Source organism: uncultured Winogradskyella sp., assembly GCF_947496485.1.
Lineage (GTDB): Bacteria > Bacteroidota > Bacteroidia > Flavobacteriales > Flavobacteriaceae > Winogradskyella.
The window spans coordinates 33132-46115 of the sequence record NZ_CANMCZ010000003.1 but is presented as its reverse complement, the minus strand read 5'-3'; the positions used below and the strand labels follow the sequence as shown (position 1 = coordinate 46115).

The following is a 12984-nucleotide window of genomic DNA, read 5'->3' as shown; positions in this document are numbered from 1 at the left end:
AATGCTTTTTAATTCGTTTTTAGAATCTGTAGTAAAAATAAAACATCTCAGTCTTTCGGGCGAAACATCGCATGCAAAAATGTCTCCTCCCTATCGATTAGAGTTGGCTGAAAAAATGAAAGAGAAAGCTAAAACTGCCAAAAAAGCTGGAGTCATGGCTTTGTTTTATCCTAATAATGAGGGTGAAACCTATTTGGTATTGATTCTTCGTAAAACCTACAAAGGAGTGCATTCTGCGCAGGTTGGATTCCCTGGCGGTAGATATGAAGATGAAGATAAAGACTTAATGATAACTGCTATGCGTGAAACTAGAGAAGAGATTGGTGTACCTGAAGCCATGATGACTATTATTAAAACGATGTCTCCACTATACATACCTCCAAGTAATTTTATAGTGCATCCTTATATAGGAGTTTCTGAATCTACTCCTAATTTTGTAAAACAAGATGAAGAGGTGGAGGCTATTATAGAAGTAAAGCTATTGGATTTTTTAGATGAAGTTAATTCTATAAATGCGCGAGTACCAACATCTTTTGATGTAGAAGTGGATGTTCCGGCATTTAAACTAAATGGGCATATAGTTTGGGGAGCAACCGCCATGATGCTTGGAGAAATAAAAGACTTGTTAAAACAAGTTTTATAACTTATCATTGTTACTACTTTTGTAATTGACTAAATTTTGAAAAATTAACTATGGGATTATTCAAAAAAAATCCTTTTGGACATATACTTTGGGTTAAAAAATGGCTCATTAGAATCCTTGGATTATTGACGCATAGACGTTTTAGGGGTTTCAATGATTTGCAGATTGAGGGTTCTGAAATCATTAAAAACCTTCCTGATACTAATGTATTGTTTATTTCTAACCACCAGACTTATTTTGCAGATGTTATTGCTATGTTTCATGTGTTTAATGCAAGTCTAAGTGGTCGTTTAGACAATATTAAGAATGTTGGCTACCTGTGGAACCCTAAGTTGAATATGTATTACGTAGCTGCTAAAGAAACTATGAAGTCTGGTTTAATACCAAAGATATTTGCTTATACAGGTTCTATAAGTATAGAACGTACATGGAGATCACAAGGTAAAGATGTAAATCGTCAAGTAAAAATGAGCGATATTACTGCAATCAAAAAAGCTTTAGATGATGGTTGGGTAGTTACATTTCCACAAGGAACTACAACACCATTTAAACCTATAAGAAAAGGTACTGCACATATTATTAAGACCTATCAACCACTTGTAGTCCCTATTGTAATTGACGGTTTTAGACGTTCTTTTGATAAAAAAGGACTTCGAATTAAAAAGAAAAATATATATCAATCTTTTGAAGTAAAAGAGCCTTTGCAAATAGATTATGAAAATGAATCTATTGCTGATATTGTTGAAAAAATAGAATATGCCATTGAGCAACATCCATCTTTCTTAAAAGTGATTCCTCAAGAAGAAATAGAAGAAAAAGAGCGCTTAAACAAGGAGCTTAGAGATTGGTAGTATGGTTTTAATCATGACCTTTTTGTGATTGTTCAATGAGATTTTTGAAATCTTGTTTTTTATCTACATAAAGTGCAAGTTTAGTGTATTGTCGTTTTATACCATATAGTCCAACCAAGCTGTTTTCATTTTTCAATTTAATTAGGAGATTATGACACTCTAAATTTCCTAAGAAAGACAACTTTCTCGTTGTTTTATTTAATTCAATGTCTTTAGTGGATAATTCAATTGATTCAATATCTTGAATCTTAATAGTTGTTTCATTCATAATACCATAGCGAAGATAAACAAGCTCATCTTCAATTACGAATGGTCGTTTTGTCATCGATTTTAAAAACCCTAAAATCTGTATACCAGAGTAAATACTAATACCTGTAAAAATCCATGCGGCAGTTGTATTCCATCTTTCTAATAACAAATGTAACGCTACAGTCTCGATAGCGATTAAGAAAATCAAAGCAATCAATAATCCGATTGTACCACTGTCCTTATGGTATGAGAATTCATTGAGTTTTAATTTCGTTTTCTTCCAATTGATAAATCCATAATAGAATACAGCGATTTCGGTTACAAAAGGAATCACGGCAGCTTTAGGAAGAATCTCATTACATGTAGACTTTAGGATTGTAAAGAAATCTCTAGTATTCTTAGCTTTGTTTAATTTATAAAGTCTTCGTGCTTTTAAAATATTATAAACCACAAATGAGAAAATAAAAAGCTCTATTACAGGAAGTATCCAAGTTTTAAAAAGAGTTAGATAATATTGATTTTCTGTTGGAATAATAATAGAACATACTACAACTCCAAGAATAATGAATGGAACGATTGTAGTTTTTGTTATTGTCGTTTTTCTTATAAGTAAAAAGTAGATAAAAGGTGTTATAAGCAATAAATCTATAGTTATTGCTAAGCTTAGTTTGTGAGTATGTGTTGTGAATAGAGACGAACGCGTTAGTAGTATCATTGAAGCAATTATCAGCAATGGTAGCATAAAAATTATTAAGCTTTTTTGAACTTTAAAGGTTTTATTCATGCTTAATTTATTTATATAACGTATTGTTGATTATATTAAACTTCTAACTTCTTTAACTCATCATAGTTTCTGTTGAGACGTTTTAGTAACACGCCATAAATCAGTCTATAAAAAAGCCAAAGTAGTACTAAAAATACTCCAGCTACGACAACAACAAACCCATATAGAACTAACATTTGATTGGTGCTAAATTCAACTATTTGCTGATGAAATTCTGGATTTTCATTGTATTCAAAATAAAGCGATAGTGGTATAGAAATAAAAATCATAAACAAGTTAAAAGCTACATAATACTTAATAACTTTTCGGGTCTTTAAAATACTTTCCATTAATCGTTTTGCATTATCTGTTGTAGATATGGATTTGTATGATCTGAACAAGAGATATATAAATATCAATATGACGACATAGCTGAAGATACTAAGTCCTAAAAACAATGGGTTTTCGTAACTTGTTTCTAACTTTTCCCTGAAGTTTGAAGATAAAAAGTATGGAAGAATACTAGCTAAAAGCCAAAAAACTAATTCTGCAATACTGATATAAAACAAGGTCTTTACAATAGAAGACGATTTCTTATGCAACATAGGATAGATATCAGAATCTGAGTAACTTTTAAATTCTGTGCTTCCGCTGTTCCAATCCTTCTTTAATAAATCTAATTCATCCATAATCTTACGGATTTAATATTGTTTTTAATTTCTTTTTTACACGATTCATTTTCACTCGTGCATTGACTTCGCTAATACCCAAAGTCGCGCTTATTTCTCTATAGTCTTTGTCTTCTAAATACAAGAAAACTAAGGCTTTTTCAATATCGTTTAACTGATGTACTGCTTGGTATAGTAATTTTAACTGTTGTTCCTCAGTATCATCATATTCTTCAGCTTTAATTTTAAACTCAACTGTATCAAACTCTTGCGTATTGATTCTGCGTTTCGATTTTCTATATAGTGTAATAGCAGTATTTAAACCAACACGATACATCCACGTGCTAAATTTTGAGTCTCCTCTAAATTTAGGATAAGCTCTCCACAGTTGGATTGTTATTTCCTGAAACAAGTCGTTATGCGCATCTGCATTGTTGGTGTATAAACGACACACCTTATGTACAATGTTTTGATGCTTTTGCAACTGTTCTACAAAACTATGTTCTAGTTCTTTGTTCAATTGATGAAATTGGTTAGTTATCTGTTAGTAGTTATACTTTTGAGTTTGTTACATTAATTTTTAAAATTCCTAAGATAATTAAATATTGTGCTAGGGCATAGGTTATCATAATGCTAATGTTAGACCAAGGGATAGGTTGGTGAAACTTATTGATTGCTAATATACTATCAGAAAGCATGAAGAATATTGCACCTGCAAAAACAAGATTATAACTTAATGTATTCACATTATTTTTTCTTAAAAATGCTGAAGTTGCCATACTCAAAATTATAAGCATATAAACTACAACAGGAATTAACATCGCTCCCAAACCATCTTTTAAGAGGTAGAACAAACCAGTTGCATATATAAGTAGTAATGTTATAAAACCAACAGGAGATATTTTTGTGTTTTTATGTTTAAGGAATATAAGTACATACATTATATGTGCTATTAAAAACGCAATTAAACCTAGTGTAAATAAATGCTCAGATGTTTCTGTAAACATCAATAGTACATCACCTAATAAAGAAAACACTAAGGCTGAAATTGTTAGGTTTTTTATTGGTTTTGAAAGTGAGTCAGAGATTTTTAAAAACAAAAAAATAAGACTTATTACTATTGCTGGCTTAGCTATATAATGAACTGTTTGAAGTGATTCTCTACTTCCTGTTAAGAGTTCAAAAAGAACAATGATAAAGAATAGAATGGTGAATTTTTTTTCAGTATAAGTAAACATTATATTAAAATTTTTTAGACATATATGTTAGTAACAGATACATTAATAGAGTGCCAAATATTAATATATAGTCTTCGTAAACTTCAAATTGACGAGATATAGCACCTGCAACAAGAATACTAATAATAAATCTAAAGGCTAAATTTTTAATAATGTTCATAAACCAAATATATTCAATTCATCATTGAAATATTACAATTCGGTAAAATAGAATTAGAGGTGACTAATTAAAGCTACAAATTTGTATCACAATCAAGAAACGAACTTTTAATCAATCAACTAAAAATGAAATCAACGATTCACAAACTCAATAAGAACAATAGAAATATTGCGCGTAGAAATCTAACCACAATTGTTCTACTATTTGTACTTTCAATAACCTATGGACAAACCACAATTTCAGGAAAAGTAGTTGACAATAAAAATCAGCCTATTATAGGAGCTAATGTTTATTTAGATGGCACTTACGATGGAGCTACTACTTTAGAAGATGGTAAGTTTTCCTTTACAACTGAAGAAAAGGGTACTCAAACATTAATCATTTCATTTCTGTCTTTTGAAACAAAAAGTATTATTGATGATGTTTCAAAATTATCAAATCTTCAAATTAAATTACGCGAAGATGTTGAGACTCTGGATGCTGTAATTTTAAGTGCAGGTACTTTTGAGGCAAGTGATAATAGTAAAGTTTCGGTTTTAAAACCGCTAGATGTTGTAACTACAGCAAGTGCATTAGGTGATTTTGTGGGTGCTTTACAAACCTTACCAGGAACCTCTAATGTTGCAGAAGATGGAAGGTTATTTGTTAGAGGAGGAGGTGCAGATGAAACTCAAATATTCATTGATGGCATAAGAGTTTTTACACCTTACTCACCAACAACAAACAATATTCCAACTCGTGGACGCTATTCGCCTTTTTTATTTGACGGAATCACGTTTTCAACAGGAGGTTATTCCTCAGAATTTGGACAGGCATTATCTAGTGTATTACTTTTAAATACAATTGATGAACCAGATCAGGAAAAAACGGATATCGGAATTATGACTGTTGGTGCTGCTCTGGGAAATACGCAGAAATGGGAGAAGTCTTCATTAAGCTTTAACGCTACTTATATCAATTTAGCACCATATTTAGCTGTCTTTGAAGATAGAAATGATTGGAAGACACCATACCAAGGAGCGCAAGGTGAAACCGTTTTTAGACAACGTCTTAATAATGGCATGTTGAAATTCTATGCAGCGTTTGATACGTCTAAATTCGAATTAACTCAAGAGGACATTAACTTTGAAGAAGGTTTAGACTTTAAACTAAATAACGATAACTTCTATCTTAATACCTCTTATAGAGGAAGTATGGGAAATGGTTGGAGTATTCAAACAGGATTAAGCTATACCTATGCAGAAACAGATTTAGGTATACAAACCAGTGATATTAAAGATATTGAAAATTCGATACATGCAAAGATGAAACTAAGAAAGCGCTTCAATAGTCGGTTTAAGCTCAGTCTTGGCGCAGAACAGTTTATCACTGATTTCGATGAAAATTTTAAAGACGGTTCCATTGATGAAACTTATGGTTTTAAGAATAATATCACAGCAGGTTTTGCAGAGGCAGATTTAATATTCTCTAAAAAGTTAGCTTTAAAATTAGGATTGAGGGCAGATTATAGTTCTATTTTTGGAGCAACTGATATTGCGCCAAGAGCTGCTATTGCTTATAAAAGTTCAAAAAATGGACAATTTTCTTTGGCTTATGGAAACTTTTTTCAGAATCCAAATAGTGCAGTTTTAAAATTTGAACAAAATTTAAAAGCGCAAAAAACATCACATTATATATTAAACTATCAATATGTTAATGATGGAAAGATATTTAGAGCCGAAGCTTATAGAAAGGATTACAAAAATTTGGTGAAGTTTGATACTGAATTTGAAAGCTTTGATACTAATTTCAATTCTTCAGGAAATGGTTATGCTCAGGGTATGGATTTGTTCTGGAGAGATAATACAAGTATAAAGAATGTTGATTATTGGGTAAGCTATTCATATCTAGATACAGAACGTAATCATAGAAATTTTGAAACATCAGCACAACCTAATTTCGCCACGGATCATAACCTTTCTATTGTAGGTAAATATTGGATAGATGATTGGAAAAGCCAAGTAGGTATAAGTTATGGGTTTTCTTCAGGTCGACCATACACAAATCCAAACACTGATGGCTTTTTATCAGAACGCACAAAATCATTTAATAGTTTGAGTGTTAATTGGGCCTATTTATTGAGTCCACAAAAGATCCTATATTTTTCGGTTAATAATGTTTTAGGTTTTAATAACATTAATGGTTATCAGTATGCAAACACTCCAGATTTTAGTGGTCAATTCAATAGAAGAGCACTAACACCTGCGGCAGATCAATTCTTTTTCGTTGGATTCTTTTGGACGATTAGTGAAGATGGAACAGATAATCAGTTAGATAACTTATAAATGTTAAAATATAGAAAATAAGTCAGACATGACTTTTGTCATAATTTTTGAGAATAATGATAGTTAACTTTATAGTATAAAATTAAACGTCATGGAACTCAAAAAAAACCCAAAAGCCAATGTAGGTCGAAACAGCAGTTTATATTTTGCTGTTGGCTTAAACGTAATGTTACTCCTAACATATATAGGATTAGAACATAAGACTTACGAAACAGAAGGTACTAAGATTGATCTCTTAATGTTAGATGAGCAATTTGATGAGGATATACCAATAACAACGATTAATCTTCCTCCACCACCTCCGCCTAAGCAAGTTGTTACTCAAGCGATTACAATAGTAGAAGATGTTGTAGATGTTGAAGAAACTGTAATTGAAAGTACAGAAATAGGACAAGACGATGTTATTGAAGATCAGGTTGTTAGCGTAGAGGATGTAGAAGTAGAAGAAGTGGAAGAAGATATACAGGTGCCTTTTGCGGTCATTGAAAGAGTGCCTCAATTTCCAGGTTGTAAGGGAAATAACGATGAGTTGAGAGCTTGTTTTCAGGCAAAAATGCAAGAGCATCTTCAAAAGAATTTTAGATATCCAGATGCTGCAGCTGAATTAAATATACAAGGGCGAGTATTTGTGTTCTTCTTAATAGACAAACACGGTAACGTAACTAAGATAAAAAGTAGGGGGCCAGACCAACTTTTAGAAACAGAGGCAGAACGTATTATGAGTTTGTTACCAAAAATGATTCCTGGCAAACAGCGTAATAAAAGTGTAGGCGTACCTTATAGTATTCCAATAAATTTTAAATTAAGACAGCAATAAGCTAACTAATTACATATATTTTAGTTTAAACTAATTTGATTGACAGCAAAATCCCAGAAATGGGATTTTGTTTTTTTAATAGTTGTCAATCTCGCGACAATTAGTAATGTTAATTGCAATACAACTTTTGTGTCTTCTTGAATAAATTCGCATTTTCATGAGTTCCACAATCAAAGACTTGTTAATACATCTGGTAGCAATGAATTAGGGTAATAATAACCATAAGAATGCTTAAAAGGAACTGGATATGTTCTATTTGTTGAATAGTATTATCTACAACTCTAAGAAAGTCAAAATTATTACTAACTAATCAAGAGAAAATGACTTAGTTTTACATTTAAAATATACAAAATACCACTTTGATCACATACGATTACATCATATTAGGAGCAGGAGCTTCAGGATTAACTTTAGCATATAGAATGTCTCAAGATACTTTTTTTGATGATAAATCCATTTTAATCATAGATCGATTAAATGATAAAAAAAATGACAGAACTTGGTGTTATTGGGAAGATGGTGTAGGAGAATGGGATCACTTATTAACTAAGAGCTGGTCTCACATTTATTTTGGTAGTGATACGTATTCTAAGACGATTCCTATTTCACCATTCAATTACAAAATGATTAGAAGTGAAGCCTTTTATGAATCGCTTTGGAAATCAATTAATTCTAAACCTAATTTTAGTTTTCAAAATGAGCACGTTTCTTCATTTAAAGAGTTGGAAAATGGAGTTGAGGTTATTGCGTTAGAAAGGATTAATGAACACGAAATTACTTCAACAAAAAAAATATTCCGTGCGTCTAAACTCTTTACCAGCTTATCCACTTTCGAATCCTATAATTTTCATGACAAGTATCCACTAATTCATCAGCATTTCCTCGGATGGTTTATTAAAACTTCAGAAGATACTTTTGATGATACTACGGCAACTTTTATGGATTTTGATTTGCCACAAAAAGGAAACACACGCTTTATGTATGTATTGCCAATCAATAAGAAAATGGCATTATTTGAATACACATTGTTTTCTAAAAATTTATTAAAACGGTCAGACTACGAAGAGGCAATTGTTAAATATTTAGAACAGCACGGCATTACGGACTATGAGATTGTGGAAAAAGAAATGGGGTCAATCCCTATGACTTCGTTTAATTTTTCAGAATTAAATTCTAAGCATATTCTAAATATCGGTACAGCTGGTGGATGGACCAAAGCAAGTACAGGCTATACGTTTAAAAATACATCAAAAAAGACCAAAGAATTAGTAACCTTTTTAAAGCGAGAAAATGATTTGTCAAAGTTTTGTAAAAAGACAAAGTATAGATTTTATGATTTAATATTTTTAGATGTTTTAGCTAATCATAATGAAAAAGGATCTGCTCTATTTTCTTCAATGTTTAGAAAGGCTAACATTAAAACTATCCTTAAGTTCCTCGATGAGGAGTCTAGTTTGCTCGAAGACTTAAAGATTATTTTGTCTGTTCCACCAAAGCATTTTATTCAAGCATTTTTTAAACGATTGTTTTAGGTATTAGAATAAATCTGTCCTCTATGAGGTTTCAAAGCGTCTCTTATAGGTTTCATCATTGCTTCTTCTACAACTAAATATGCGATACTATGCATATCGCTAAAAGTTTCTACTCCAGTAATTGTGATATCTAAAGCTTCAAGTTGTATGTATTCTTTAAGATGAATTAAATGGTGTTCAGCAGTTTTTTGGCTTACAGGTCCTCTAAAATCCCAGATTAATTTAAGTTTACGCATTAGATACTGAAGTTCCTTGTTCAACAAAATTTTTAAAATTTGTCATATAAGTTTTGGTTTGTTTTTTAAATGCTCTTGGCATCAAAAACAGCATAGTGCTCATTACAAATGTAGTGGGTTGAAACTCATTTTTAGCAATCCATTTTGTATAACCGTCCTTGGTGCTTTCAAAGTGATTTTCCTGAATATTACGAACACCTTTAGTTGTATAGGTAGCATGAAATTCATCAGGAAAATTTTGTTTGGTAATAGTTTCTAAAATTTCCATTTTCCGTTTTCCAAAACTATAGTTCAATTTCATTTTGGCACCAAATTCACCAGGTACTCCAGAAATATGTTCAGTACTTACTAATCCTTCTTGCCAATGTTTCATGTTCTCTGTAGAATTCATCTTTTTTATGACTTCAGCAATTGGTTTTTTAATCAAAATTTCAGTTTTGTACTGCATTGAGAGGGAATTTTCATAAAAGTATAAAATGTCATAGCAATAGTTTAATCTTATCGACGTTAATACGTATTTAATTGTTCAAATCAGTATTTAATATTCTGTGTATTTATTTTGGTGAGATTTTTACTAATTTATTCTAAAATAATGAAAAGTATTCATCTTGTTAAATTAGCTATTTATGTTATTTTTGCTGAACTTCAAAAAAAGAATAATTGCAATATTAAAGTGATAGAGATTATGAGTATTAAATTAAAAAGTTTATTTATAGTGCTATTTGTAATTAACTTTTCGTTTTCTCAAGAAAAAGACGAAGTGTTACTTACAGTTGATGGTGATGCCGTGATGGCTTCCGAATTTTTAAGAGTTTATAATAAGAATTTAGATTTAGTAAAGGATGAAAGTCAAAAAGATGTTGAGGGTTATTTAAAATTATTTACTGAATATCAGCTAAAACTCAAAGAAGCAAAACGTTTAAAACTTCATGAAGATAAGAAGTATCTACGTGAATTTATGAATTATAAAAAGCAGTTAACCAAAAATTATTTATCAGAAAATAAGGTTACAGAAGCTTTGGTGAAGGAAGCTTATGATCGTAGCAACATAGATATTAATGCCTCACATATTTTAGTTCGTTTGGCTGAGACTGAAAAAGACACCTTAAAAGCTTACAAAGACGTTTTGGCATTGAGAGAACGCGTGCTAAAAGATGGGTTTGATAAAGTTAAATCCGAAATGCACAATGGTAATACTATTTTTCTCGAGGACTTAGGCTATTTTTCAGCCTTTAAGATGGTTTACGATTTTGAAACTGCTGCTTATAAAACACCTAAAGGCGAAATTTCTATGCCTTTTAGAACTCAGTTTGGTTACCATGTAGTATGGGTTAAAGACAAGCGAGCATCAAGAGGTACAATGACGGCCGCACATATTATGGTCGGTCTTAACCAAAAGGATTCGCTTTTAGATACAGAGCAACGAATTAATGAGATCTATAAAAAATTAAATCAAGGTGAAAGTTTTGAGGCTTTGGCTAAGCAATTTTCTGATGATAAAAGTTCAGCAGCAAATGGTGGTAAGTTATCACCTTTTAAAAGTGGGCAATTGAGTTCTCAGATTTTTGAAGATAATGCCTTTGCAATAAAAGCTGATGGTGATGTTAGTAAACCATTTAAATCTGAATACGGTTGGCATATTATAAAACGTATCAACTTAAAACCTGTAGATGCTTTAAAAGACTTAAAATCATCTTTAGAAACTAAGGTGCAAAGAGATTCTAGATCTAAGCTCATAAACGATGCAATGGTAAAGGAGCTTAAGAAACGATATAGAATTTCTAAAAATCCTAAAGCCAAAGCGTATTTTGAAACTATATTAAATTCTGATTTTTTTCAGCGTTCTTGGAGATTGCCAGATGATTTTGCAAAAGATGAAACAATATTTTCTATAAATAACAGATCTTTTACTTACAATGAGTTTGGTCGCCATTTAATGTCTGCACAACGTATTTATGCTGGTAAGAAAACACCGTTTTCTGGTATTGTAGATAAAGAATATGATTCATTTTTTGAAAAGTCTATTTTACAATTCAGAGAAGATAATCTCGAAAATGAGAATAAAGATTTTGCTAATATTCTCAAAGAATATAGAGACGGACTTTTGTTGTTTGAATTGATGGAAAAAGAGATTTGGAATAAAGCTTCGAAGGATACTGTTGGTTTAGAGGTATTCTATAAAGAGAATAAATCTAAGTACCAGTGGCAAAATAGAGTAGAAGTTGTTATGGCGTCATCAGCAGATGAATCTGTGGTAAATACAGCTCGTAAATTGATGAAAAAAGGAAAAACAGAAGAAGAAATTAAGAAAGTTTTAAATACAAACGATAAGCAAAATGTAATTTTCACAAAAGGAACTTACAATACAAATGATAGTAAACTGCCTACCAATTTTAAGACTAAGGATGGTGTGTCTAAAATATACCAACACAACGAAGCGTTTCATGTTATAGATGTTAAAGAAGTTTTACCAGCCAGAACAAAAACTTTAGAAGAAGCAAAAGGTAATGTTATAAACGATTACCAAGCTGTAATAGAAAACAACTGGATTGATGATTTAAACAAGCGTTTTAAGGTTAAAATAAACCAAGATGTACTAAACACGGTTAAAGCAAAAATTGGTAATTAAATATTCTTTTGAAACACACATTATACATACTTATTTTTTGCTTTCTAATTACTAGCTGCGATTTTTTTAAATCAACAGATAATCGCGAACCTATTGCTAGAGTAGATGATGCTTATTTGTACAAGGAAGATATTGAAGGTATAGTTCCTGAGGGTGCATCTAAGGAAGATAGCACATTATTAGTTAATTCTTACATTAATCGTTGGGCAAGACAATTGCTTTTAATGGATGGTGCTTTGGTAAACCTTTCGGAAGAAAAACAAAATGAATTTTCTAGACTTGTAGATCAGTATAAAAATGACCTATATACTAAAGCCTATTTAGAAAGGCTAGTTAAAAAAAATATGGATACCATTGTGCATTCTGAAGAGGCAGAAGTTTTTTACGAGGCCAATAAAGAATCTTTTAAGCTTAACGATGATTTAATACAATTTAGATATATCAGCTTACCACTAAATCCCATAGATATAGATACCATAAAAACCAGATTTAAACGTTTTAAAGCTAAAGATAAACGTTACCTAGATTCTATTTCGGTACAGTTTAGAACGTACTCATTAAATGATTCTATTTGGATAAAATTCAGTGAAGTTGCTGAAAAAATTCCAGTAGTAACTGTTGAAAATAAAAATCAACTGTTAAAAAAATCTAATTATATACAACTCAAAGATTCATTAAACCTATATTTGATGCAAGTTATTGATGTACGTCTTCAAAACGACTATGCCCCTTTAGATTATGTCAATAAATCTATCAAACAAATTGTTATAAACAAGAGAAAACTAGAGCTCATCAAGCAACTCGAAAATGATATTACAAAAGATGCCATTAAAAACAATCAATTCCAAATTTATAATTAAAGCAATACTTCTAA

13 protein-coding genes are annotated in these 12984 nt (G+C 31.0%); 7 read left to right on the top strand and 6 right to left on the bottom strand.

All coding sequences use genetic code 11. The features are described from left to right. Nucleotide 1 precedes the first annotated feature (1 nt). Entirely contained in the window at nucleotides 2-643 is a 642-nt protein-coding gene (locus Q0822_RS10495; protein WP_299123342.1) for a CoA pyrophosphatase, read from the top strand. A 50-nt stretch (nucleotides 644-693) separates the two neighbouring features. Then, nucleotides 694-1494: a lysophospholipid acyltransferase family protein gene (locus Q0822_RS10490; RefSeq protein ID WP_299123340.1), complete on the top strand. Its 801-nt coding sequence runs from the start codon at nucleotides 694-696 to the stop codon at nucleotides 1492-1494. Nucleotides 1495-1501: 7 nt separating this feature from the next. On the opposite strand, the gene Q0822_RS10485 is transcribed toward Q0822_RS10490, so the two are convergent. Genes Q0822_RS10485 through Q0822_RS10470 form a run of 4 tightly spaced genes read right to left on the bottom strand, consistent with a single transcriptional unit; the run spans nucleotide 1502 to nucleotide 4412 of the window. Beyond that, a complete protein-coding gene (locus tag Q0822_RS10485; protein WP_299123338.1) occupies nucleotides 1502-2527 on the bottom strand; it encodes a hypothetical protein in 1026 nt (341 codons plus the stop codon). 35 nt (nucleotides 2528-2562) lie between these two features. Beyond that, nucleotides 2563-3195, bottom strand: a complete 633-nt coding sequence (locus Q0822_RS10480) for a hypothetical protein (RefSeq protein WP_299123333.1) — start codon at nucleotides 3193-3195, stop codon at nucleotides 2563-2565. Between the two features lie 4 nt (nucleotides 3196-3199). Next, nucleotides 3200-3694, bottom strand: coding sequence for an RNA polymerase sigma factor (locus Q0822_RS10475; RefSeq protein WP_299123331.1), 495 nt, complete (start codon nucleotides 3692-3694; stop codon nucleotides 3200-3202). 31 nt (nucleotides 3695-3725) lie between these two features. Beyond that, nucleotides 3726-4412 carry a lysoplasmalogenase gene (locus tag Q0822_RS10470; RefSeq protein WP_299123330.1) on the bottom strand — a complete coding sequence of 229 codons (687 nt, stop codon included), beginning with the start codon at nucleotides 4410-4412 and terminating at the stop codon, nucleotides 3726-3728. Nucleotides 4413-4697: 285 nt separating this feature from the next. On the opposite strand from Q0822_RS10470, the gene Q0822_RS10465 reads away from it, so the two are divergent. The 3 genes from Q0822_RS10465 to Q0822_RS10455 all read left to right on the top strand — a co-directional run bounded on the left by Q0822_RS10465 (nucleotide 4698) and on the right by Q0822_RS10455 (nucleotide 9245). Beyond that, a complete protein-coding gene (locus Q0822_RS10465) occupies nucleotides 4698-6896 on the top strand; it encodes a TonB-dependent receptor (RefSeq protein ID WP_299123328.1) in 2199 nt (732 codons plus the stop codon). Between the two features lie 91 nt (nucleotides 6897-6987). Continuing rightward, nucleotides 6988-7713, top strand: a complete 726-nt coding sequence (locus tag Q0822_RS10460) for an energy transducer TonB (RefSeq protein ID WP_299123326.1) — start codon at nucleotides 6988-6990, stop codon at nucleotides 7711-7713. 359 nt (nucleotides 7714-8072) lie between these two features. Further along, nucleotides 8073-9245 carry a lycopene cyclase family protein gene (locus tag Q0822_RS10455; protein ID WP_299123323.1) on the top strand — a complete coding sequence of 391 codons (1173 nt, stop codon included), beginning with the start codon at nucleotides 8073-8075 and terminating at the stop codon, nucleotides 9243-9245. On the opposite strand, the gene Q0822_RS10450 is transcribed toward Q0822_RS10455, so the two are convergent. Together Q0822_RS10450 and Q0822_RS10445 are read right to left on the bottom strand one after the other, a co-directional pair. Beyond that, nucleotides 9242-9481: a hypothetical protein gene (locus Q0822_RS10450; protein ID WP_299123321.1), complete on the bottom strand. Its 240-nt coding sequence runs from the start codon at nucleotides 9479-9481 to the stop codon at nucleotides 9242-9244. The two genes, Q0822_RS10455 and Q0822_RS10450, sit on opposite strands and share 4 nt — an antisense overlap. Then, nucleotides 9474-9929 carry an SRPBCC family protein gene (locus Q0822_RS10445; RefSeq protein ID WP_299123303.1) on the bottom strand — a complete coding sequence of 152 codons (456 nt, stop codon included), beginning with the start codon at nucleotides 9927-9929 and terminating at the stop codon, nucleotides 9474-9476. Before Q0822_RS10445 ends, Q0822_RS10450 begins: the two co-directional genes overlap by 8 nt. Before the next feature lie 144 nt (nucleotides 9930-10073). Here Q0822_RS10445 and Q0822_RS10440 point away from each other — a divergent pair, with 144 nt between their 5' ends. Further along, nucleotides 10074-12110: a peptidylprolyl isomerase gene (locus Q0822_RS10440; RefSeq protein WP_299123301.1), complete on the top strand. Its 2037-nt coding sequence runs from the start codon at nucleotides 10074-10076 to the stop codon at nucleotides 12108-12110. Nucleotides 12111-12118: 8 nt separating this feature from the next. Then, nucleotides 12119-12970 carry a peptidyl-prolyl cis-trans isomerase gene (locus Q0822_RS10435; protein ID WP_366125105.1) on the top strand — a complete coding sequence of 284 codons (852 nt, stop codon included), beginning with the start codon at nucleotides 12119-12121 and terminating at the stop codon, nucleotides 12968-12970. The last annotated feature ends 14 nt before the right edge of the window (nucleotides 12971-12984 follow it).